Raw genomic sequence first — 23,278 nt, 5'->3', positions numbered from 1 at the left:
ATATAATAAGTTTAACACAATTTAACTTTTAAGGGGAGAGAGTCATTATGGGAGATATAAGTATAGGAGAAAATGATTCAAGAATGAAAGTTGCAACGAGAAATATTATTTTGATGATGATTGGAAAGATGACGTCCTTGTTAGGGGCGGGTATTTATACGTTTGCCATGGGATTATACGTATTAAAGACAACTGGTTCAGGGATGGGGTTTGCTATTACGCTCGTTTGTGGATCACTTCCAAGGATGATTTGTGGTCCGATTGCGGGTGCTGTAGCTGACCGCGTGAATCGTAAGTGGCTTGTCATTGGCACTGATTTATTAAGTAGTTTAACGATGCTTATTATGTTTATTCTTGCTACTATATTTGGACCATCACTTCTTTTTATCTATATTTCAGCAGCATTATTATCAATTTGTGCAAGTTTTTATTCTGTTGCATTAACTTCGTCTATTCCTAATTTAGTAGATGCGGGGCGTATTCAGAAAGCGAGTGCTTTAAATCAAACGGCAGCTTCTTTATCAAATATATTAGGGCCGATTATTGGTGGAGTTGTATTTGGCTTCTTTTCCATTAAGTCGTTTTTTTTGTTAAATAGTATTACGTTCTTTTTAGCAGTTATTTTGCAATTATTTATTGTATTTGATTTATATAAAAAAGAAGTGGCTGAGAGTAAAGAGCGTTTCTTGACGAGTATAAAAGAAGGTTTTTTATATGTAAAACGACAGCATGAAATATATGGTTTAATGAAAATAGCATTGTGGGTAAACTTTTTTGCGTGTGGGCTAACAGTAGCACTTCCATATATTATCGTCCATACATTGCATTTATCTTCAAAGCAACTCGGTACTGTAGAGGGAATGTTAGCAGTCGGGATGCTAATGGGTGCGATTGCTTTATCGGTGCGTAAAGAAGTGAATAATCCGTTTCGTTCTATTTATACTGGGCTGTTTTTGTTTGCGGGTTTAAGTTTATGTACAGTCTTCCCATTGGTAGTTACCATTTCAAAAGGGGCAAGTTTTATTTACTATATTGCTTTTATGATGTTAACGGGTATAGCAATTATGATTGTAAATATTCCGATGCAAGTACATATGCAAAAAACGACAGATCCGAGCTACTTAGGGCGTGTGTTTGGCCTACTTGAAACAATTGCTACTGCAATCGCACCACTCGGTATGATTGTATATGGATTATTATTAGATATGTTGCCAACTAGCATTGTTATGATGACGATAGGCGGGGGGTTATTGTTAGTTGTATTAGTTGGAGTAAAGCAACATATGGCGAAAAAACAAGTGGATGTATCGGTTTAAAAGAAAATTTTAATAATATAAAAATGACCATATTAGTATTTTAGTTTTTGAAACTCCTTTTCATGTATGTTACAGTAAAGTGAGCAGGCAAAGAAAAGGAGAAAACATCATGAGAAAATTAAGTTTTGTAATGCTTTTTCTGTTAGTCGTAATGACTGGATGTAGTAATTATGACACGTATATTGAAACAGGTATGCAATCATTGAAAAATGAAAAATATAGTGATGCGATTATGTGGTTTGAAAAAGCGGAAAAAGAGAAATCAGGAAATGAAGCGAAGGCATATAAAGAAGTCGCTCAGTTACTAGATCACGGTGCGACAGCATTAAAAGACGGTAAGTATTTAGAAACGAAAGATATTGCAAATGAAGTGTTACAAAAGAAAAAAGATGATGCACTTGAAAAAGCTGTGACATCAAATGCAGAGAATATGCTTCAAAAAGCAAAAGATGTGGAAGAGAAAGTAAATGAAAGAGTAGCGAAACGAAAAAAGGTAAATGAAGAAGGCATCGATAAATTAATTAAAGCTGTTGATAGTATAGATGATGTAAAAGAAAAAGAGAAAAAAGTTTCAGAAGCATTAGATAAGGCTGAAGAGGCACAAGCAAAAATTGAGGATAAGAAAAACAAATAGAGTTATAGTTTAAAAGGCTGTCGTGTATAACGACAGCCTTTTAATTTTTTTCTGCAAAAGAAGTAATGCTGTGTAGTAAAAAAGAAATTATTTTAGAATTCCATCTGTCCTCATGATGAATGGTATAAATATTACGCTGAAATTCAAAATCAGGGATCGGTATATAGCATAGCTCATTTCGTTGTACTTCTTGCTCAATAGCAAGTTTTGAAATAAAGGCAACCCCATTACCATATTTTAAAATTTGTTTCATCGTTTCTAATGAATCTAGTTCAATTTCTGATTGGAATGTAATGTTATGTGCTAACGTCCATTGTGTAAGTAAATCTCTCGTTGTAGATGGGTTACGATGCAATAATATACGTTCTTTTTCGATATCTTGTAATGATACATTTGTTCTTTTAGAAAGATGATGTTCTTTGGAAAAGGCAAGAACAAGTGTATCAGGCATTACATTCATTTGTTTTAGAAGTGGTTCGTCAAACGGTGCCGCAGAAATTATCCCGAGATCAATTTCATGATTTTGTAGCATCGTTCGAATTTCAGGAGCTGTTTTTACTATGAGTGTTATTTTTATATTTGGAAATTCGCATTGAAATTGGTGAACAACTTCTGGTAAAAGATAAGTCGCGGGTACATAACTAGCACCAATTGTTATAGCGCCTTTATTAAAATCTTTAAACTCTTGTGTGACCCGCCTAGCTTCTTTCATAAGTGCATCTATTTTACAAGCATAATGATGCAATGCTTCACCAGCTTCTGTTAAGAAATACCTTCCGGAACGTAATTCAAATAAAGGCACACCAAGTTCCTCTTCTAAGCTTTTTATATGAAACGTAATAGTAGGTTGTTTAACGCCAAGTTTTTCTGCAACGATAGTAAGCTTTTTGTATTTCTTAATAAGCACTACAATTTCTAATTTTAAGAGATTCATGATAAGTTGGCCCCTTTTTCTTCTAACTATAGAAAAAATCTATAGAAATAAATAGTTTATTAGAGATTTTTTAATTTAATCTTTACAGTACATTAACATTCAGTATAAAACTTCCAGATAGAATGAAAGCAGGTTAAGAATGAGGGGAGAGAGGTGAAACGATGGATATTAAAATTCATGGATTAGAAAAGGCATTTGGGAAAACACAGGCGTTAAAGCCGTTACAGATTGTAATGAAAAAAGGGGAATTCACCACACTTTTAGGACCTTCAGGATGCGGGAAAACGACTTTACTTAGAATGATTGCAGGGCTTGAGGAACCGGATAAAGGTGAAATATATTTTGGAGATAAGTGCATGTATTCTTCTGCTAAAAAGATAAAAACATCTCCTCATGAGCGGAATATCGGCATGGTATTTCAAGATTTTGCTTTATGGCCGCATATGACTGTATTTGAAAATGTTGCATTTGGTTTAAGGGCTACAAAGCAAACGAATCACTTAAGAGAAAAGGTAGAAGATGCGATAAAGCGAGTTCGTTTGCAAGGTATGGAGAAAAGATATCCGCATGAACTCTCAGGTGGACAGCAGCAACGTGTCGCATTTGCTAGAGCAATTGTAACGAAACCTCATTTTATTTTGTTCGATGAACCGTTAAGTGCACTCGATGCAATTTTGCGAGAAGAAATGCGATTAGAACTTATGGACATCGTTCATTCAATTGGTTTAACGGCATTGTATGTAACACATGATCAAACAGAAGCTATGTCAATGTCAGACCAAATTATTGTCATGAAGCAGGGTGAAGTATTACAAAAAGGAACACCAGAAGACATTTATGTGAAACCGTCTCATGAATTTGTTGCAAAATTTGTTGGTAAGGCAAATTGGCTTGTAGAGGGGAAAAAAATGATTCGTCCAGAGCATGTGAGCTGGACAAAAAATGACTTATGCGAAATGTATACAGGTGAAGTTCAGCACGTTACATATGTAGGAGAACGTTATGAAGTGAAAGTAAACATGGGGACACTCGGTGTATGGACAGCTTATCACAATAGTAAGCTAAGCATTGGTAAACCGGTATCGTTATATGTACCAAAAAAATGTATTCATCATATAGGGGGAGAATCGTATGAAGAAATTCAGTTCGCTTAAGTCTTTATTTGTATGTACTTTACTATTTTCTGCTGTAGTAACAGGTTGTAGCTCAAAGACAGGCAGTGTAGATGCAAAAAATAAAAACGCTAATGAAAAGAAAATTGTTGTATATAGTGCAGGACCAAAAGGATTAGCAGAAAAAATTCAAAAGGACTTTGAAAAGAAAACAGGGATAAAAGTAGAAATGTTTCAAGGAACAACAGGTAAGATTTTAGCAAGAATGGAGGCTGAAAAGAAAAATCCAGTCGTTGACGTTGTCGTACTTGCTTCTTTACCAGCGATGGAAGGATTAAAAAAAGATGGGCAAACGTTAGCTTATAAAGAAGCAAAACAAGCTGATAAGCTTCGTTCTGAATGGTCGGATGATAAAGGACATTATTTTGGATATAGTGCTTCAGCATTAGGAATTGTGTATAACACAAAAAATGTGAAGACAGCACCTGAAGATTGGAGCGATATAACGAAAGGAGAATGGAAAGGGAAAGTGAATCTTCCAGATCCAGCACTTTCAGGTTCAGCTTTAGACTTTGTAACAGGATATGTGAAAAAGAATGGACAAGATGGATGGAATTTATTTGAACAGCTTAAGAAAAATGAAGTTACAGTAGCTGGGGCAAACCAAGAAGCGTTAGACCCAGTTGTAACAGGTGCGAAAGATATGGTAATTGCGGGTGTTGACTATATGACGTACAGTGCAAAAGCAAAGGGTGAACCGGTTGATATCGTATATCCAAAAAGCGGAACAGTCATTAGTCCACGTGCAGCAGGCATTATGAAGGATAGTAAAAATGTAGAAGGTGCAAAAGAGTTTATTGATTATTTATTATCAGATGATGTGCAAAAACAAGTTTCTAAAGCGTATTTGTTGCCAGGTAGAAAAGATATAAAAGCTGAAAATAGACCGAATGTAGAAGAGATTCCAGTATTAAATATTGATTGGAAAACAGTTGAGAAAGAACAAGATGAAATAGCAAAACAATTTAAGAAAGTATTTCAATAAGATGGTGATTACATGGTAAATCGATTCGTATCAGTAAGACAAGTTGGAATGACAGTAGCGTTGTTACTTGTGGCGATGTTAATCGTCATTCCGCTTTTTCTCATTTTATTTTCTAGTGTATATGAAAATAGCAGTTGGAATTTTTTAAAGCCTTTTGAAGTCATGCAGAGTGGTGGATTAGCTGGAATTTTTCTGAATTCGATGCTTCTAGGTGTACTCGTTGTAATAGGAGCTACAATATTTGCGTTTCCATTGGCGTTCATTATGAGCAAAACAGATGTAGGAAAGTATAGTAAGTTAGATATTGTTTTTATGATCCCATTTATGACCCCGCCCTATATCGGATCGATGGGATGGATTTTGTTCATGCAACCTAACGGTTATTTTGAACAATTTTTTCCGGCTTTAAAGCCGATTTCATCATCGTTTTTTAGTTTAGGCGGTATGGTTTTAATTATGAGTCTGCATTTATTCCCATTCCTTTACTTCATGTTGAAAAACACGTTACTTCAGATTGGGAGTAGTAAAGAAGAAGCGGCAGCAGTTCATGGTGGAAGTTTTTTCTATCGTTTAAGAAAAATAATACTACCGTTATTGTTATCAAGTTATGTAATGGGTGCTTTACTCATTTTCGTAAAGACGATTGCTGAATTTGGAACACCAGCTACATTCGGACGTAGAATAGGATTCCATGTGTTAACATCTGAGATTCATAAATTTATCTCTAGTTGGCCGATTGATTTTGGCAGTGCCACAGCACTATCTTCTTTATTACTTAGTGCGTGTATGCTCATTTGGTATATGCAAAATGTATTGAATCGAAAGTATACATATGCAATGGTTAGTGGAAAAGGTGTGAAATCTAAAAGGTATACTTTGTCTATATTTGCGCGCGTTATAGCATGGGTTTATGTAATTGGCTTACTAATAGTAGCAATTGGAATCCCATACTTTTCTATACTTATTGCTTCTTTGTCGAAGTTAAGAGGCGGTGGCTTACATTTTAATAACTTTACAACAAGCCATTATGAAGCATTATTTACAATTGGTTCTCCGGGATTAGAAGCTTTATGGAACAGTTTTCTTTTTTCACTCGTAACGGCGATTGTTGCTGTAATTATTGGCGTATTTTTGGCGCTTATGATTCGAAAGGGGAAAAAGTCCTCTGAAAAATGGCTTGATATGTGCGGCATGTTACCGAATATGGTACCAGGAATAGTGATGGTTGTAGGGCTTATTTTATTTTGGAATTCACCCTATATGCCTATGTCAATTTACAATACACCAGTCATGGTTATCGTAACGTATGTTGTTCTCTTTTTACCTTATACGGTGCAGTATGTAAAAGCATCGCTCGGACAAATTGATGATTCTCTTGTACAGGCAGGAAGTATTTTTTCTGGGAATTATATTTATATTTTTAGAAAAATAATATTGCCGCTTATTATTCCAGGAATTCTTGCTGGATGGGCGATGACATTTACGATTTCGATAAGAGAGTTAGTAGCATCGCTTCTCGTACTACCTCCATCAGTAGAAACGTCAGCAACGTTTATTTTTGCTCAATTTGAACAAGGAGAAGTATCTATAGGAATGGCAATGGCTGTTGTTTCTGTTGGGCTTACAACAATGTGCTTATTACTTCTGCAACATATGGAGCAAAAACGAAAAGGGGTAGCATGATGAGGATGGAAGTATGGGGAGGAGCGGGAGAATACGGTCGTTCCTGCTATTTTGTAAAAAATAAAGAGACAAAAATAGTATTTGATTGTGGTATTAATCGATCATATGAGGATAGTTATCCTAAAATAGAAAGAGAAGTTGTTCCATTTTTGGATGCAGTATTTTTATCACATATTCATGAAGACCATACGATGGGTTTACCTTTATTGCCGAAGTATGGATATAAGAAAAAAATTTGGACGACTCGTTATACGAAGGAGCAACTTCCAGCTTATTTTGAAAAATGGGGAAACTACAATCTTTCAAAAGGGTGGAATTTACCTTATAACGATCAAAATATTAAAGATCTAAATTATGTATGTATTGATGAGATTAGTAATCCAAATGAATGGATACAGATTACACCAACGTTGCGGTTTCAATGGGGGTATAGTGGGCATGTATTAGGAGCTGTTTGGTTTTTAGTGGATATGTGTAATACATACGTATTTTATTCTGGTGATTATTCAGCAGAATCTAATATACTACGAGCTAATTTACCTGAAAATTTGCGAAGCGATATAAAAATTGCAATTGTAGATGCCGCTTATCACACTGATGATGTTTCACAAAAGGAACGAGTAGACGAATTATGTGCAGAAATTGAACGAGTTGCTCAAAATAAAGGAACGGCATTACTACCACTGCCCTCACTTGGTAGGGCGCAAGATATAGTATTGTATTTATATGAACGATATAAAGAGTTTCCGCTTATAGTAGATAAAGAAATTTTGGTTGGTTTTGAAGAAATGTTCATATATAAAGATTGGCTAAAAAATAATGAAAAACTTGAACGGGTTGTGGAGGATTTAAAAAGAAACATAATAGTTATGGATAAGGAAATTTGTATGCAAAATAGTTACGGAATAGTTGTAATGAGTGATGCGAATATGCAAACGAAACGAGCACAGTTGTATTATGAACAACTTCGGCATGAAGAACGAAATTCGATTATCTTGACTGGACATATTGCTAAAGGAAGTTTTGCAGAAAAAGTTTTGAAGGAACGTGTAGGTAAAGAATGTAGGGTGAAGCGAGTTCCATATAAAGTTCATCAAAGTATAAGTGACGTTAAGGAAATGTTAAATACACTATTACCAGAACATACGGTGTTAGTACATGCTTTGAAAGAGGATACGGATCGATTGCAGGAAAAGCTTAGCATAGCAGGATATGAAAATGTGTATTCACTTGCAATGGAACGTATAGAAGTAATTTAAAATGTAAAGGAGATCGGTATATGAAAAAGGTATTTGTATTCGTAAGTATTTTCTTTTGTTGTTTCCTTTATCATGTTAAGGAAGGGTTTGCTGCTAGTCCAATGAAACCTAGTTTTGAAGTGAAGTTATTATTAAAGCCAGAACAAGTATTAGGTTATAACAAAGAGATGAAGCAAGAGGTACTAGAACATTTCCAGGCTGGTACAAATTATGAAAGAATACAAGTGCAATTTTTAGATACAGCGAATAAAAATTTAAGTAATGAAGGTTGGTTTGCGAGGATTCGAAAGAAAGAATTTAGTAAAGATTTTGAGCTAACATATAAAAAGAGATACCCGATTCAAAATGGTATGATTCAAGATGCATTAGAAGTAGCTAAGAAGGATGGATTTGATAGTAAAACTGATAGTTATGAGGCGGAAATAGATTGGGGATTTGAGAAAAAAACGTTAAGTATTTCAAATAAGAAAAGTTATAGTGCTAAAGGATATGGGATACTTGATTTACCAAACGAACGAGCCGCTCAAAACATGTTAATAGAAAAGTTGCCAGGGAAAATGAACAAATGGTTGTATACGAATTGGGGAGAAGAAATGCTCAAGAATTCTCGTATTTACGGTCCTGTATTAATGAAACGGTATACAGGGGAGTTTGAAAATATAAAAACGAATATTGAAGTTTGGCCATTAAGTAATACCGGGAAAATAGAAGATGATTTCGTAATAGAAGTGTCGTTTAAAACAAATGAGGAAAGTATTGCAACAAAACAAAGAGAATTATTAATGAAGAGTTTAGAACAAAAAGGATGGTTGTTACCGAAAGATAGTTTGAAGACAGAGCTTATTTTTCAGTAAATAGGAAAGAAGGAATCCATGTGCCATGGATTCCTTCTTCTAATATATGAGTATTAAGCTAAATCAGCTGACACGAACATATCATTATTTTGAAGGTTTTTAGAGCGTAAACTATAAGCAACTACCTTCTTTTTATGTTGTTTTACTACATCAACATGCTCTTCATGACTATAAATATAAAATGTAAAATCTTTTTTGCCACGTTTTGCATTGATAATTAAAGGAGTGCCTTCATTGTGTGGTGGTGCATAATAGCGATCTAAAAATAATCCTTCATTAAAATCATGAATAATTTTGGATTTCTTTTCGCCTTCTAAGTTATTTCCATTGATTGTAACAGTCACATTCTCTTCTTCAAGTTGTGGATGTGTTTCGTACTTGCTAATAATGGATTCAATAGCAGAGTTAGGAAGGCTAGAAACAATAATTTTAAATGCTCCAAATACAACTAACATTACAATAAACCAAGTCGTCATAGTATTTCATCCCCTTTATCCCACAGTAACGGTCCGTAAAATCCTGGTTGGTGCGGGCTAATAATCAGTGTGGGATAGATACCCCGTACTGACTAAAATTTCACTTTATCCTATTTAACAATATAACTCATGTGGCAATAGTACATATGGTGAAGTTTTGTATAATTTGTGAAAAATATTCCATTTTTATGAACGAAATATTAGAAAAATCAATTTTGTTACAAAAAGTTGAAATCGAAGTATTTTAAAAGAAAAAGGTTTATAATAAAAATATAACTAATAACAACATTACTAATTATAAGGAAGTGTAACTATGAGTACTGTAACAATCGTATATGGTATTATTCTTTCTACAATTATTGTTTTATTTATTGTCGGGGTATCGCGTTATATTCATAAGTGGAAAGAAGGAGTTGCGAAATTAAATCACATTGAAGAAGAACTTAGTGATTTAATGTTACATCATGGTAAGTAAAAAGTTTATTTTTTAACTAAATAATGTGAAAAAAATCACAAAACATGCTCTCATAATGAAAGCATGTTTTTTTGTTATGTTGTTAATAGGCACATTTATAAAATTTCCCCATACGATACAGTGTAAAATCAGAAATGTTCGGAGCGGGAAAGAGGGATTGAATGAGTAGTTCAGGTTATGTTACAGATAATAAAAATTTAAAGAAAAGCTCAGGAACGCCAAATCTTTTCTTTGATTCGAGAAAAAATGTCTTTTTTAAAAGAGATGAGAAAAACGTTGCATATGAAGTTACCTCAACGCAGTTACCTGCGATGATAGGAGGGGCGTTTGTTGATTTGTTTATGACGAAAGGGCATATGCGGGAACCACATTGGCATCCGAATGCGTGGGAATTAGATGTTGTTGTATCAGGAGAAGCAGTTACATCCATTTTAAATCCCGAAACGAATCAATTGCAAAATTATCATGTGAAAGCGGGGCAAACTGTCTTTATTCCAATGGGATGGTGGCATTGGATTACAGCGGTAACAGAAGAAGTACAATTACATTTGTTCTTCAATAACGATCAGTTTGAAACAGCAGAGGGGTCAGACATACTTAGATTAACACCGCCAGAAGTATTTCAAGCTGCATACGGTGTAAGTGCAGAAAAATTAGGAAAGGACCTTTCGCCAATTAAGGAGTCAGTTGTAATTGGTCCTCCTAACTCAAATCGACTAAATAGCGTTAAAGAAAGTGACGACTCAAATATAATCGTTACGTTAAATGGACAAATAACATCATGTGAAATAGAGTAACTCTTTCTGTTTTAGGAAGAGTTACTCTATTTTGTATAATTTTGTAATTCGATTCGTTATAATTATTATATAGAAGGGGGCATATTGTGAACATATTAAAGATTATAGGAATTGTTGCAGGAGTCATTATAGTAGCCGTTATAGCTTTCTTTTTTATTATGAAGTACTATTTGTCAAAAGAAGATCCTGATTACGTATTAAACTACATAAAAGAACATAAAGGTGATGAAACATGTTCATTACTTATTAGAAAAAACGGTGAAGTAGTAACATCTGTAAATGAAAATAAAAAATTACCATTAGCAAGTACGGCAAAAATCGTAATAGCAGTTGAATTTGCTAAGCAAGTGTCAGAAGGAAAAATAAGTCGAGATGAACAAATTTCATTGCAGGATTTAGAAAAATATTATGTTAAAAACACTGATGGTGGAGCGCATCCTGACTGGTTAGAAGATTCAAAAGTAAGAGAGTTAGTGCAAAATGGACAGATTGCTTTAGAAGAAGTGGCTAAAGGGATGATTCATTATAGTTCTAATGCGGATACAACATATTTGTTAGATAAGCTTGGAATAGAAAGAGTAAATGATAGTTTAAAAGAGTTAGAACTTACTAGTCATGACAAGTTCTCTTCGTATACTGCTTCACTATATATGAGAGGGTATGTAGAAAAAGAGCTTAATGAGCCAGAAAATCAATCGTTAGAAATGATACGTAACATGTCTAATGATGAATATAATAAACACGTGTTACAAATACATGAATGGATGAAAGATGAAAGTGAATGGAAGAAACGTGATATACCATTAAAAATAGATATGGAATTCCAGCGTATTTGGTCAGATCGATTAGTGAGTGCAAATGCTAAAGATTATTTGAGTTTAATGGAAAAGATAAATAGTAGAAATTATTTTCCAAAATCAATGCAAGATGAAATTGATAATGTTTTTAAAGGAACAGTTGAAAATAGTAAGTTGGAATATGCTGGTCAAAAAGGTGGTTCTACCGCATTCGTATTGACAAAAAGTTTGTATACTACAGATAAGAAAGGGAATAAGGTAGAAGTTGTAATTATGTTTAACGATATAGAAGATCAAGTTGCATATCAAAAGCTGAGAAATAATATAGATTATTTTATTCAAGATGCTATAACAGATGAAGAATTCAGAAAAAAGTTATAATGGAATAATTTTATTATGTAAACAAAAGAGCGCTTTTTAAAAGGCGCTCTTTTCTATTCATGATACAGGATTTCCTATTTACTGCATGGAATATAGATTGAAACTAAGAAAGGAAGTTGAATAATGACTACAGTATATTTCGTTCGCCACGCTCACTCTACATATACAAAGGAAGAATGGGAACGTCCCTTATCTGAAGAAGGAGAGATTGATGCAGGTAATGTAACAAGTTTGTTAAAGGATAAAAAAATTGATGTTGTTATTTCTAGCCCGTATAAAAGGGCGATTCAAACCGTGCAAGGAATTGCGAATACATATAATTTATCAATACAACTGGAAGAAGATTTACGGGAAAGGTTATTAAGTAAAGAGCCAGTAACAGATTTTAACGATGCTATTCAGAAGGTATGGGAAGACTGGACTTTTGCATACGAAGGCGGAGAATCAAATGATGTAGCGCAAAGACGCGCTGTAATATGTATGCAAAGTATATTAAAAAAATATAAAGGTAAGAATATTGTAATAGGTACTCATGGGAATATTATGGTATTACTAATGAATTATTTTGATTCGAAATATGGTTTTCAGTTTTGGAAAACCCTTCATATGCCTGATGTGTATAAATTAACTTTTGATAATAATTGTTTCAGTTCTGCTGAAAGAATACAGTCTACAGATTATCAGATAAATAATTTGTAAAAGTTTATCAAAAAAAGAGGAAAGGGAGAAGGTATTGTAGAAGTATGACTTTGTAACATAAAAAATATTGGTTAAAGGAGGCTGTTTACATGTTTGAGAAAGAGAAAGAAGGGCTTATTGAAGTTCACAACGTATATGAAATCGCACCAGCAGATGGAGCAATTATAGGTATGGCAACGGAAGAAGAAATGGAGATTGCTGCTGAACTAGAGTTACAGTACTATGCCCATTCTCGTTTATTAGAAGCAAATATTCAGTTAGACGGTTCCTCCTATAAAGAGTTACTTCAGGAGTTCCAGGAGTACGAAAGAAAATCAATGAACTTTTGGAGAGCAATACATAAACGTTTAGCTGTGCCGTGGGCATGGGTACTACGTATTGATGTTGCGAACGGTCCTATATATGTAAGCAATGGGAGTTCGTATTATGAAGAAGTCGATGATGAAGAAGACTATGAATAGATAAGTAAGGAAGCAGCTTTAGTTGCTTCCTTTTTTTATTTACAATAAGTGAATGGCTTCAATGATAGCATCTGGACGATCGTTTTCTATCCCGTGACTAGCATGTTCAGCCAAAATGTATTGGCTGTTTATTGAGAGATTTAATTGTTCACGAATAAGTTCTTGCCACATATCTTCAAGTTGTGTAGCTTCTTCTTTTGGCATACCGTCCTCAATCAATTGAGCAATAGAATATTGAGGATCTCTACTGATCTATTAATAGTAATTACCCCTAAGCTTGAAATACTTTTTGGCAAGTAAAGACGATACACCAGGCACATATGCCGAAGAGTATAGATGTACTAAGTGAAAAGGAGTTTTTTAAACCGATATAAACAATAAATAATAGTAGTGCAGATGCAGGAAATCCATATAATACGCCTAAAGCGAATTGACTTAATTCTTGTTTACTCCCACCTTCGAAAGAAATCCAAAATAGGCTTAGTAAACTAACGAGTGGAAGGGCAGCAATAAAGCCGCCTATCGTACTATAATGTTTAGCGACTTCAGTAATAACGCTGATAATAAGTGCCGAAACGATTACTTTAACGAGGAAATGCATATTTTGCCTCCTTCGCTAATAACGAAAAGGCTTTTTCAATTAATTGTTGTTCTTCTTTTGATAACTGTGATTCTAATATTTTTATCTTTTCTTTATCTAGTAAAGTATGCTTTTCTAATACTTCAATGCCTTCTTTCGTTAAAGTAAGGTTTACAACCCTTTCATCGTGTTTGTTTCTTTCTTTTATAATAAATCCTTTTTGAATAAGGCGCTTTACGTGTTCAGATGCTGTGTTATGAGAGAGACTAAGCTCAGTAGCAACTTTTCCAATTGTTATATCTTTCTCACGAGAAACGATTTGTAAAATACGAATAGCTTGGTGAGAAAGGTTGTCTTCATATTCATATCGTAAGTGATAATAAATACTTTCCCAATGTTGATTAATGTCTTTCATAATGATAAATCCTCCTATTTTTATATCGTATAGTAAGATATATTCGTTGATTCAGAAGTGAAATCCTTTTATTTTCATTAAAAATGTTGAAAAAGTTTATTTTTATTGAAATATAAGGTAATCTATGTGTAAAGGTATACATTTAGCAAGAGAGAGGATGATAGCTGTGAATACATTTAAATGGATTAGTCATGAAAAGATGTATGTAGATCAAATACATGTTGAAAAATGTGGTCCTCTTTCAGTCGGCGTATATGGAGGAAATCAAGAGAGTGATGCATATGAAAGAGGAGATGCAGTGCTAGCTTGGTGGGATCCGAAATTAGAATTTGAATTTGTTATGATTTTTGATACACATCATAAAACGAAAAATATACATTATATAATAGAAGCGATTTCAGAAAGAGAAGAAAAACTAAAAGAGTTATTTTCATACCCAATCCATTTAGCATTTCATCATACACATATGTATTTATTAGCGTTATTTACAGATGAGCTATTTATCGAGAAATGTGACCAAGATGATGAGGAACTTGCATGTTTAATTTGTTTACGAAAAGGCGAGTTCTTATATTGGCTATCAGTTGGTGATTGCTTCGCGTATTTATTCCATTCAGAGCAAACGAAAAATGGAAAAGGTAGGCTAAATAAGCGTAAGAACTATGAGTATATAGGAAGAAAAAATGTTTTTGCAGCGAATACACCTTGTTTTACATCAGGGGTAAGGGGATTAGAAAAAGGTCAGAATCACATTGTAATGGCAACGGATGGTATTTTAGAGTGTGATAAACTAAAGTTTGATGATGATCAATCTTTAGTAGAAATATTACACGACGGATCTTGTTTACAGATTGAGCCTGTATTAACAAATGTACTTCAGTGGAAAGGTAGAGATTGTGCCACTATTATTGGATGGTCCATCGATACTGAAAATAGACAATGTGCCAATTAATAAATGAAAGAGAGTTCAAGGGTTTTTGTCCTTGAACTCCTTTTTGTTAAGCAATATGAATATGATACGTTTTCAACCATTCATTTACTTGTAGCATATACTCCATAGCACTTCTTGCTTCAAAATTGGTAATCTCTTTGTTACTTTGATCAGCAATTGCAAGTAATATGGAATGGTTAATGAGTGAGAAAACAGGATTGTTTTTATTGCTGCACATATCAAGCGTTAAATTGCGGATTGTTTGTAAATAGTGTGGATCCTGTGAAGTAGGGTAAGCGCTTTTTCTTCTATTTCGTACGTCATCAGGTAAAGCTGGTTTCAGTGCCCTACGTAAAATTCCTTTTTCAATATTATCAATACTTTTTATGTTGAAAGGAACGTTCCATAAATATTCAACTAATCTATAATCGCAAAACGGTACACGAACTTCAAATCCTACAGCCATACTCATACGGTCTTTACGGTCGAGTAAGAACGGAAGGAATCGTGTTAAAAATAAATAAAACATTTGACGTTGTTTCGCGGATTTTTTACTTTCACCTTCAAGAGTAGGTACTTCAAGAGCAGCCTCATGGAATCGTTTATTAATGTACTGCTCAGGATTACATTGAGTTGTTACTTCGTTTAATAATAGAGAAGATGTGTTTTTCCAGTTTGTTAACCACGGAAACTTATCTACATATAATAGTTCTTCTTGATGAAACCAAGGATATCCCCCGAATACTTCATCAGCAGATTCTCCAGATAAAGCTACGGTTGCATCTTTTTTCATTTCGCAAAATAGTAAATAAAGTGAAGTTTCCATTTCGCCAGCACTGGGTAAATCTTTCGCGTGAAGGGGAACGAATAAGTGATTTGCTAACTCTTCAGCATTCACAATAATGTCATGATGCGATGTCCCTACATGTTCAGAAACACGTTTTACCCAAGGAGCATCTAGACCAGTTCGAGCAAATGTCAGTTCGAAATCTTTCGCGCTATTTAAAAAATCGATTGAATATGTGTGAAGTGTTTTGTGTTCCTCTCTAAATTCTTTACCTGCCAGTGCAGTAATACCACTAGAATCTAATCCGCCTGATAACATACAAACGAGGGGAACATCAGCAATTAATTGTCTTTTTACTGTATCTTGTAAGATAGATAAAATATGAGAAGATGTGTCTTGGGTAGAGTCTGTATGGATCTTACTTTCTAAATTCCAATACTTGTTAACTACTTTTTTATCACGTGTGAATGTTATAGAATGTCCAGCACGAACTTCTTGAATATGTTTAAAGACGCCACATCCTGGAGTTCGAAATAAGCCTAATCCAAATATTTCATTTATTCCATACGCATCAATTTCAGCAGGAACAGATGGATGAGCTAATAACGCTTTTATTTCAGATCCGAAAATAACACTGTCATTTCTTTCCATATAAAAAAGTGGTTTTACACCTAAATGATCGCGTGCTAAAAATAATTGTTGCTTCTGATCATCCCATAAGGCGAAAGCGAAAATTCCGTTTAAATGTTGTACGCAGTCTTCTTTCCATTCTAAATAAGCATGTAGTAACACTTCTGTATCTGAATGAGTTCCAAATGCATGACCACATTTTTGAAGCTGCTCTCTCAGCTCACGAAAATTATAAATTTCTCCATTATAAGTAAGAGCATACGTATAATCACCGGCACGGAATGTTTTTGGCTGCGTCCCACCTTCTGGGTCAATAACAATTAAACGTCGGTGTGCAAAGGCCGCACGAGGAGAAAACCAAAATCCTTCAGCATCAGGACCGCGATGCTGAATACTATTCGCCATCTTTTCTAAAATAACATGTTCATTTGAAAGATCTTTCTTCCAATCTACCCAACCTGTAATTCCACACATACAAATTTCATCTCCTAATTTAAAATTATAAAAGTAGATTAATTAAATGAAATGTACACTAGGTTAAAGAGTGTCTGCATAAATAGTGTACTACACTAATTGAATTACAGACTTGAGAAAATTTTCTTCAAGCTTATATTTATATGAGACAATGGCTAAGGAAAAGTATTCCATTACATACAAAAAATAAAAAAGATGAGAGAAAAAAATTTCCAAAACGTTATATAGGGTGTAAAAGCTTTTACAAAAAAATAAGGGGAATCGCTACATGAAATCAAATGAGAAAAATTTTATAAAAAGATTACAGCGGCAGAAGGAAGATGCGCTAGAATTTGTTGTCGATACATACTTACCGCTCATAAAGGGGATAACGCACAAAGTTCTTCTTCCGGTTCAAAATGATGGACTCATAGAGGAATGTGTAAACGATATATTTCTTTCCATTTGGAATAATGCAAATAAATTTTATGGAGAGCCGAATGATTTTAAAAAATGGATTGCAGCGATTGCAAAGTTTAAGGCGATTGATTATTACCGGAAAGCGACTAGAACAGTAGAAATTATTTCAGATGAGTTTCATATTAGTACAGAAAAATCGGCAGAAGATGAATTAATCGTTATGGAAGATAGGGAAGAGTTATTGAAGCTTATTAATCAATTAGAACCGTTAGATCAAAAGGTGTTCATTATGAAATATCTTCTCGGTATGAAGACAGAGGAAATCGGTGACAAGTTAGGATTAACCAGGGCGGCGATCGATAATCGTGTGTACCGGGGAAAAAAGAAACTACAACAAAATGCTACGAATATTAGTTTTGGAGGTAGTGCAATATGAAAGATATTTATGAACTATTAAATGACATTGATATAGATGAAAAAGAACTTGAGGAAATTGAGGCTTCTGAAATTGAAAAAGAAAAAGTAAAACGTAATGTAAAACAATCGATACGTATGAAGAAAAAGATGAAAAGTTGGAAAAAGGGTGTCGCTGCTGCATCTATTTTAGTAGGATTATCAGTTGCAACGCTTGGTATCGGGTTTCCTACATATGCCGGGGGATTGCCAATTGTAGGTGACATATTCCGATTTTTAGATAATGGTAGAACAGGGTTATATGAAAATTATAAAGAGTTTTCGACTGAATTAAATATGACGAGAGAGAGTAATGGGGTTAAGGTTACAATTAATGATGCTGTGTTCGATGGTAGAACAATTACAATCACATATTCTATTGAAAGCGAAAAAGATTTAGGAGAGAAACCGTTCCCATTTGGAAGTCCGCAAGTGATGGGTTTTAATGGTGGAGGAGGTAGTTCGGACGTGACAAAAGTTGGAGAGGGAAAATATGTAGGTATGACTACGATGAGTGGTCATGGTAGTGAAAGGTTAGATGTTGCAAATGTTTGGTGGGATATAGAGGCAATTGAGTTGGATTATGAAGGTAATGTAATAAAGGGGAACTGGAATTTCGCGCTTAGTTTAAAAGCAATGGATAGTACGGAAGTAAAGGTTAATAGGGTTTCTGAAAATGAATTAATAAAAGTAAATATAGACAAAATGGAAGTAACCCCAATGTCATTTATCGTTTTTTTCAATCAAGAAGAATCTAAGGCATTAAGAAGTATATGGGATAGTGCGGATGTTGAGTTAGAAATAAAAGATGATTTAGGAAATCATTATGCTGGTGAAGGAAATGGCGGAAGTAGTACAGTAGCAGAGCCACATAAAAGTAGTTGGAGTGCTACCTTCCAAAAGTTGAACGAAAATGCAACAAAGCTTATCGTTACACCTCGTGTGCACTTGCGAGTTCATACACCTGAAAATCATGGTGGAGTGGAGTATGTGAATGGGAAAGAGAAGAAAATAGAAGTACCGAAAAAAGAAGCGAAGAGTAAAGATATAGTGTTAGATGATATTGTCATTGATTTAAAGAAATAAATAGAGAGCCTGCCTTAAATGAAGGCAGGCTCTTTTTGTTAAGAACTAGTAACGAGCAATGCATGCGGATGCTGCGTTTTATATTCCTCTTTCCATGTAATGTTTAGTTGTTCCCACGTTTCACCGCTATCAGTGGATTGAAAGATGCCATTGTTATTTAAAGTGTAAAACGTATGTGGTTCGGCTGGATTTGTAGCAAACATCGAAATGACTGTACCAATTGCAGATGGTAGACCTTGCTGTACTTGCTGGAACGGAGTCTCTTTCGTTTTACGATAAATATAAGATTCATAAGGAATACGGTGATGAGCTAAATCAGCACTTGGTGCGGCAGAAACGAGAATTGTATCGCAATCAGCTGGATCGATAGCCATGCTGTATAAATAATGATGCTCAAGTCCGTCACTACATGAGATCCAGCTGTTTCCACTGTTATAACTTTCAAGATATGCGCGATCAGGTCCGCACATAAATCCGTCACCACATGATGCATAAAGGCGATTTGGGGCTTCAGGGTGCATGAGTAATTGATGAGCATCGATAGGAGCACCGAATTTTTTATCAATCCATGTATGCCCTTTATCATTACTTTGAATAACAGCACCAGCTTCGATTGAAACATGGAGTGTATTTGGATTGTTTGGATCAACTGTAATCCAGCGTACGTGATGGGTAAAAGGTCTAGGCGGAAAAGCCCAAGTATAGGAAGATAATAATGATTTCATATTTTTAAGTTCAGTCCACGTTTCACCACCATTTTCTGAACGGAATAAAGCACTCGGTTCTGTGCCGACATAAACGACGCCGTAGCCGTTAACTTGTTCATTTGAGCTTATCGTTATAGAAGTAATAGAAGAGTGTAAAATACCATCCTCTTTAGGGAAATCAAAGTAACGATATGAATCTCCAATTGGTCTCCATGAATCCCCGCCATCGTCACTTAGCCATAAACCTCGTCCAAATGTGCCGCAATATACACGATTTGTTTGGAATGGATCAACCACAATACAGGTAGGTTGCATATTTTGTAAATGATATGTGGTTTCATAGTTACCATATTGTTCTTTTACTACAACAAGTTCACGCTCCATGCAGAGAAATAGTCGTTTCAAGTTTGTAACCCCCTTAAAAATTCTTTCATTAGTAAACAATATGAAAATAAAAAAGAAGTAGTCTTGTTTTTAGTTGAGAAAAAGGACTTGTTTGAAAAGTAGCGAAGTTTGTATACAGAGGAAGCGGGATAAAGTGAAACTTTAATCAGTGGGGTATTGTTCATCTTCTACGGATTAGTAGCATTCACTATCGGGCGTTAATGGGGGATAAAGATAGGGAATGTGTTTCATACTAACATACAGATATTGCACTTAAAGGAGTATTTGTATGGGACACTCACATGATCACGGTCATTCAAAAAATAAAAAAGCGTTATTAATTGCCTTCTTATTAACAACAAGCTTTATGATTGCTGAAGTTATTGGCGGATTTGTAACAAATAGCTTAGCACTATTGTCTGACGCAGGGCATATGTTAAGTGATGCAGTATCCTTAGCTTTAAGTTTACTTGCGTTCAAGCTTGGGGAAAAAACGGCGACGGCTGCGAAAACATATGGGTATAAGCGAGTCGAAATGTTAGCGGCATTATGTAATGGTGTCGTTCTTATTGTCATTTCAGTATATATTTTTATTGAAGCAATTCGTCGTTTTAAGGAACCAGTTGAAATCGCTAGTAATGGAATGCTCATTATTGCTGTGCTTGGTCTGCTTATTAATATTGTATCAGCTTGGATATTAATGAGAGGCGGAGATGTGAAAGGTAATTTAAATTTAAGAAGTGCGTTCTTACATGTACTAGGCAATTTATTAGGTTCAGTTGGAGCGATTATTGCTGCGTTACTTATTAAATTTTTTGGATGGACTGCTGCAGATGCGGTTGCTAGTATTCTTGTGTCTATTTTAGTCATTATAAGTGGATGGCGTGTAACACGTGATACAGTTCATATATTAATGGAAGGTGCACCGCAGCACATAGATGCTGAAGAGGTGAAAAATACATTATTAAATATTACTATTGTAAAAGAAGTTCATGATTTACATATATGGTCTGTAACATCAGATTTTCAAGTATTAACTTGCCATCTTATTATCGAAGGTAATGAAACGCAAAGCGTATTGAAAGAAGCAACGGATGTATTAAAGGGGAAATTTCATGTAGAACATGTCACCATTCAAGTTGAAATAGAAGGTGAATTTAACCATAATGAGACAACTTGCAAAGTATGAAAGAAAAAGGGTATGAAAAAGTGTCATAACATTTTTCGCGTGGCATACATATATATAATGTGGCCACAAATACTTTGTAAGGTAAATATTTCATAAGATTACTTTACTTATTAAGAATCATCTTTTATAATCAAAAGTGGTAATTGATAAAGATTATCATTTTCAATGATCGTAGAAAGGAGTTTTTTAAAAGATGAGTAGTCAACTCCGTTTTGCTGTTGAAAATCGTAAGAGACATTTAATTGATGAGTTAATTGGAGCAGGGGTGTTTAAGATTCGCGACCGACAATTATACGAGCTATCTTTAGAGGAATTGGAAAAAGAGTACGAGCATATTGAAGATTACGCAAATATTCAGGCATAGCATATAGATTATTAAAGAAGGAGCTGGTTACACTTTTGTGTAACCAGCTTTATTATTTCATAGAAATTATTTTTTGTATTTCTTTCATTGGACGGAGCCAGTTTTGAGACATCATTTGTTCCATTCGTTTTTCATCCTGTTTTTGTAGTGCTTGAATTATAGAGTGATGTTCTTTAATAGATTGACTTGCAGGCACGAAGTTTTGGAAAAATAAATATTCAAGGCGTAAAATGTGAAGTTGCATATTTTCTAGAAAAGGTTCAATATATCGGTTTTTAGCAATAGAAGTAATTGTATTGTGAAATCGTATATCTAGTTCTAAAGCTTTTTTTGAATCTTTTTCATGTATAGATTGTTGAAAAGCATCATTTATCTCGGAAAGTAGTTTAATATCAGCGTCTGTAACTTTTTGCAGTGCTTGCTTTCCTATAATTGAGTGAAGACCAGCTATCGTCTCATAAATGATAGATACGTCGTCTAACTTAATAGGCGCGATTTTCGTTTTTTGCCCAGGTACCATTTCAACTAATCCAGAAAGCTCTAAAATTTGTAAAGCTTCTCTAACAGGTGTTCTGCTTACTCCTAGTGCTTCTGCCAATTCCCCATCATTTATTTTTTCATCAGGTCGTAAAACACCTTCTATAATCCAATCTTGCAGTTGATTTAAAACGAGTGACTTTGCTGAAACTCTTCCTGGTTTTTTATAATTTTGAGGGACAGGCATAGTGAATTCAATCCTTTCATTGTATATATTTCTTTTTCGTATTAACAAGCTTTAATTTTGGTTTTCCTTTATCCGGTTTTTGGCTTAATATGAGCACCATTACAATTACACAAAAAGCACCTAATAACTGAAAAGATTGAAACGGTACGTGCAAAATAAGCACAGAAGAAATAATAGCTGCGAGTGGTTCTGTACAGCCAAATAATGTTGTTTCTTTAGGCGTAAGGTATCTTATGCTATCTAAGTATAAATAAAATGCGATGAGTGTCCCGAAAATGACGACAAATGTAATGAGCGGGAGGGTACTTAGTTTTACATATTTCATAGTTGATAATAAAATGAATTCGTTTGTGGAAATAAAGTGTAAAATCGTTACGCCAATCCCCCCAATGATCATCCCCCATCCAACGATAACGGATGAAGACCACTTTTCTAACAATTCTTTTGAATACAAACTATAAAATGCAAGAGATAGTCCAGATAAAATGCCCCAAATGATAGCAGGTGTAGATACAGCTAAGTTATGAACAGAACCGTTTGTTAATAGGAGAAAAGTCCCTACTAATGAGAGGGTAATTGAAATATAATCAATTTTTGATGGACGAACGCTCCATTTGAAAAGTAAGTATACAGTGATAAATATAGGGGCTAAATATTGTAACAAAGTTGCAACAGCAGCGTTTCCTTCTTTAATAGAAGCGAAGTACGTGTACTGTACAGCAAGCATGCCTAAAAGACCGAACAAAATTATCTTATTTGCATCAGACTTTTGTTTCCAAATTCCAAATATTTCTTTTTTGTTCGCTCCGAATGATGACATAATGAGCAAAATAGCACCGGATATAAGCAAACGGATTGTAACTAACCATTCAGTAGAAACGTTTTCATACTGAAAAAGTTGTTGCGCAGCTGTTCCGGATAAGCCCCATAAACAAGCACCGATTACAACCATAATAATTCCTTTTAAACGATTTGAATCCATAAAATATATAAGTCCTCCTTTTTAAAAAAATATATTGGATACAATATGCAATATATCACAGAATGGAATATCAATAAACTGAAATTTCTAATTAAAAATAAAATTGTTTATCCCGCATTAACGGGCAGTAAGACTCCCACCTTGAAATTCGGCGAATGCGAGGAAGTTAGGTGGGAGTCGTGCTGCTCGTAAAAGTCCAATTGGTGAGGGCTAATAATCAGTGGAGGATGGAAAAACCCCCACTGATTAA

The 23,278-nt window shown here is 34.5% G+C and carries 26 protein-coding genes and 1 pseudogene; 18 read left to right on the top strand and 9 right to left on the bottom strand.

Annotated elements, in window-relative coordinates:
- Nucleotides 1-47 precede the first annotated feature (47 nt).
- Together MHH66_RS17890 and MHH66_RS17885 are read left to right on the top strand one after the other, a co-directional pair.
- Entirely contained in the window at nt 48-1,316 is a 1,269-nt protein-coding gene (locus MHH66_RS17890) for an MFS transporter (RefSeq protein ID WP_063217880.1), read from the top strand.
- 109 nt (nt 1,317-1,425) lie between these two features.
- Nucleotides 1,426-1,950, top strand: a complete 525-nt coding sequence (locus tag MHH66_RS17885; RefSeq protein WP_002189094.1) for a DUF4398 domain-containing protein — start codon at nt 1,426-1,428, stop codon at nt 1,948-1,950.
- Nucleotides 1,951-1,990: 40 nt separating this feature from the next.
- On the opposite strand, the gene MHH66_RS17880 is transcribed toward MHH66_RS17885, so the two are convergent.
- A complete protein-coding gene (locus tag MHH66_RS17880; RefSeq protein WP_016092902.1) occupies nt 1,991-2,884 on the bottom strand; it encodes a LysR family transcriptional regulator in 894 nt (297 codons plus the stop codon).
- Nucleotides 2,885-3,045: 161 nt separating this feature from the next.
- Between MHH66_RS17880 and MHH66_RS17875 the strand changes: the two genes are divergently transcribed.
- From MHH66_RS17875 to MHH66_RS17855, 5 genes are read left to right on the top strand one after another with little or no spacing between them, the layout of a single operon-like run.
- The gene (locus MHH66_RS17875) at nt 3,046-4,038 is read left to right on the top strand and encodes an ABC transporter ATP-binding protein (RefSeq protein ID WP_063217879.1); all 993 of its coding nucleotides are present in this window, start codon (nt 3,046-3,048) and stop codon (nt 4,036-4,038) included.
- The gene (locus tag MHH66_RS17870; protein ID WP_002086426.1) at nt 4,016-5,041 is read left to right on the top strand and encodes an ABC transporter substrate-binding protein; all 1,026 of its coding nucleotides are present in this window, start codon (nt 4,016-4,018) and stop codon (nt 5,039-5,041) included. Before MHH66_RS17875 ends, MHH66_RS17870 begins: the two co-directional genes overlap by 23 nt.
- A 12-nt stretch (nt 5,042-5,053) precedes the next feature.
- On the top strand, nt 5,054-6,724 hold the full coding sequence (locus MHH66_RS17865) for an ABC transporter permease (protein WP_002031009.1): 1,671 nt from the start codon (nt 5,054-5,056) through the stop codon (nt 6,722-6,724).
- Complete coding sequence (locus MHH66_RS17860; protein WP_078184261.1) at nt 6,721-7,983, top strand: MBL fold metallo-hydrolase; 1,263 nt, start codon at nt 6,721-6,723, stop codon at nt 7,981-7,983. The genes MHH66_RS17865 and MHH66_RS17860 overlap by 4 nt, the downstream gene beginning before the upstream one ends.
- A gap of 20 nt (nt 7,984-8,003) precedes the next feature.
- The gene (locus MHH66_RS17855; RefSeq protein ID WP_078184262.1) at nt 8,004-8,837 is read left to right on the top strand and encodes a hypothetical protein; all 834 of its coding nucleotides are present in this window, start codon (nt 8,004-8,006) and stop codon (nt 8,835-8,837) included.
- Nucleotides 8,838-8,890: 53 nt separating this feature from the next.
- Here the strand turns inward: MHH66_RS17855 and MHH66_RS17850 are convergent, their stop codons facing one another.
- Complete coding sequence (locus MHH66_RS17850; protein ID WP_002011948.1) at nt 8,891-9,313, bottom strand: YfmQ family protein; 423 nt, start codon at nt 9,311-9,313, stop codon at nt 8,891-8,893.
- A 131-nt stretch (nt 9,314-9,444) separates the two neighbouring features.
- Here MHH66_RS17850 and MHH66_RS17845 point away from each other — a divergent pair, with 131 nt between their 5' ends.
- From MHH66_RS17845 to MHH66_RS17820, 6 genes are all read left to right on the top strand, one after another.
- A complete protein-coding gene (locus tag MHH66_RS17845) occupies nt 9,445-9,561 on the top strand; it encodes a hypothetical protein (RefSeq protein ID WP_002031004.1) in 117 nt (38 codons plus the stop codon).
- Nucleotides 9,562-9,626: 65 nt separating this feature from the next.
- Entirely contained in the window at nt 9,627-9,788 is a 162-nt protein-coding gene (locus MHH66_RS17840; RefSeq protein WP_000109008.1) for a hypothetical protein, read from the top strand.
- Nucleotides 9,789-9,949: 161 nt separating this feature from the next.
- Nucleotides 9,950-10,585, top strand: coding sequence for a cupin domain-containing protein (locus tag MHH66_RS17835; protein WP_002135452.1), 636 nt, complete (start codon nt 9,950-9,952; stop codon nt 10,583-10,585).
- A gap of 86 nt (nt 10,586-10,671) precedes the next feature.
- Complete coding sequence (locus MHH66_RS17830; RefSeq protein ID WP_078184263.1) at nt 10,672-11,763, top strand: serine hydrolase; 1,092 nt, start codon at nt 10,672-10,674, stop codon at nt 11,761-11,763.
- A gap of 123 nt (nt 11,764-11,886) precedes the next feature.
- Nucleotides 11,887-12,462 (top strand): histidine phosphatase family protein, encoded by a 576-nt coding sequence (locus MHH66_RS17825; protein WP_078184264.1) that lies wholly within the window; start codon nt 11,887-11,889, stop codon nt 12,460-12,462.
- Nucleotides 12,463-12,551: 89 nt separating this feature from the next.
- Entirely contained in the window at nt 12,552-12,923 is a 372-nt protein-coding gene (locus MHH66_RS17820) for a hypothetical protein (protein ID WP_000461762.1), read from the top strand.
- A 39-nt stretch (nt 12,924-12,962) separates the two neighbouring features.
- Here the strand turns inward: MHH66_RS17820 and MHH66_RS17815 are convergent.
- The 3 genes and pseudogenes from MHH66_RS17815 to MHH66_RS17805 form a co-directional block, all read right to left on the bottom strand.
- Nucleotides 12,963-13,175: pseudogene (locus MHH66_RS17815) on the bottom strand (alpha/beta hydrolase); the annotation flags it as partial.
- 19 nt (nt 13,176-13,194) lie between these two features.
- A complete protein-coding gene (locus MHH66_RS17810; RefSeq protein ID WP_078184265.1) occupies nt 13,195-13,524 on the bottom strand; it encodes a DUF3147 family protein in 330 nt (109 codons plus the stop codon).
- Nucleotides 13,508-13,918 (bottom strand): MarR family winged helix-turn-helix transcriptional regulator, encoded by a 411-nt coding sequence (locus MHH66_RS17805; RefSeq protein ID WP_002030991.1) that lies wholly within the window; start codon nt 13,916-13,918, stop codon nt 13,508-13,510. The genes MHH66_RS17810 and MHH66_RS17805 overlap by 17 nt, the downstream gene beginning before the upstream one ends.
- A gap of 124 nt (nt 13,919-14,042) precedes the next feature.
- Here MHH66_RS17805 and MHH66_RS17800 point away from each other — a divergent pair, with 124 nt between their 5' ends.
- Nucleotides 14,043-14,870 (top strand): protein phosphatase 2C domain-containing protein, encoded by an 828-nt coding sequence (locus tag MHH66_RS17800; protein ID WP_002012083.1) that lies wholly within the window; start codon nt 14,043-14,045, stop codon nt 14,868-14,870.
- Between the two features lie 46 nt (nt 14,871-14,916).
- Here the strand turns inward: MHH66_RS17800 and asnB are convergent, their stop codons facing one another.
- Complete coding sequence (gene asnB / locus MHH66_RS17795) at nt 14,917-16,740, bottom strand: asparagine synthase (glutamine-hydrolyzing) (RefSeq protein WP_078184266.1); 1,824 nt, start codon at nt 16,738-16,740, stop codon at nt 14,917-14,919.
- Nucleotides 16,741-17,008: 268 nt separating this feature from the next.
- Between asnB and MHH66_RS17790 the strand changes: the two genes are divergently transcribed.
- Together MHH66_RS17790 and MHH66_RS17785 are read left to right on the top strand one after the other, a co-directional pair.
- The gene (locus tag MHH66_RS17790) at nt 17,009-17,575 is read left to right on the top strand and encodes a sigma-70 family RNA polymerase sigma factor (protein WP_078184267.1); all 567 of its coding nucleotides are present in this window, start codon (nt 17,009-17,011) and stop codon (nt 17,573-17,575) included.
- Nucleotides 17,572-18,678 (top strand): DUF4179 domain-containing protein, encoded by a 1,107-nt coding sequence (locus MHH66_RS17785; RefSeq protein ID WP_078184268.1) that lies wholly within the window; start codon nt 17,572-17,574, stop codon nt 18,676-18,678. The genes MHH66_RS17790 and MHH66_RS17785 overlap by 4 nt, the downstream gene beginning before the upstream one ends.
- Before the next feature lie 38 nt (nt 18,679-18,716).
- Here MHH66_RS17785 and MHH66_RS17780 read toward each other — a convergent pair whose 3' ends face one another.
- The gene (locus MHH66_RS17780) at nt 18,717-19,790 is read right to left on the bottom strand and encodes a WD40/YVTN/BNR-like repeat-containing protein (protein WP_078184269.1); all 1,074 of its coding nucleotides are present in this window, start codon (nt 19,788-19,790) and stop codon (nt 18,717-18,719) included.
- Nucleotides 19,791-20,058: 268 nt separating this feature from the next.
- On the opposite strand from MHH66_RS17780, the gene MHH66_RS17775 reads away from it, so the two are divergent.
- Both MHH66_RS17775 and fbpA read left to right on the top strand, forming a co-directional pair.
- Nucleotides 20,059-20,958 (top strand): cation diffusion facilitator family transporter, encoded by a 900-nt coding sequence (locus tag MHH66_RS17775; protein WP_078184270.1) that lies wholly within the window; start codon nt 20,059-20,061, stop codon nt 20,956-20,958.
- Nucleotides 20,959-21,151: 193 nt separating this feature from the next.
- Complete coding sequence (gene fbpA / locus MHH66_RS17770; protein ID WP_002012091.1) at nt 21,152-21,322, top strand: Fur-regulated basic protein FbpA; 171 nt, start codon at nt 21,152-21,154, stop codon at nt 21,320-21,322.
- A 52-nt stretch (nt 21,323-21,374) separates the two neighbouring features.
- Here fbpA and MHH66_RS17765 read toward each other — a convergent pair whose 3' ends face one another.
- Nucleotides 21,375-22,046 carry a GntR family transcriptional regulator gene (locus tag MHH66_RS17765; RefSeq protein ID WP_002030983.1) on the bottom strand — a complete coding sequence of 224 codons (672 nt, stop codon included), beginning with the start codon at nt 22,044-22,046 and terminating at the stop codon, nt 21,375-21,377.
- Between the two features lie 16 nt (nt 22,047-22,062).
- Nucleotides 22,063-23,028, bottom strand: coding sequence for a DMT family transporter (locus tag MHH66_RS17760; protein WP_063217868.1), 966 nt, complete (start codon nt 23,026-23,028; stop codon nt 22,063-22,065).
- Nucleotides 23,029-23,278: the final 250 nt, after the last annotated feature.

It is taken from the genome of Bacillus sp. FSL H8-0492 (genome assembly GCF_038006145.1).
GTDB classification, from domain to species: domain Bacteria; phylum Bacillota; class Bacilli; order Bacillales; family Bacillaceae_G; genus Bacillus_A; species Bacillus_A mycoides.
This window is presented reverse-complemented; position numbering and strand designations above follow the sequence as displayed.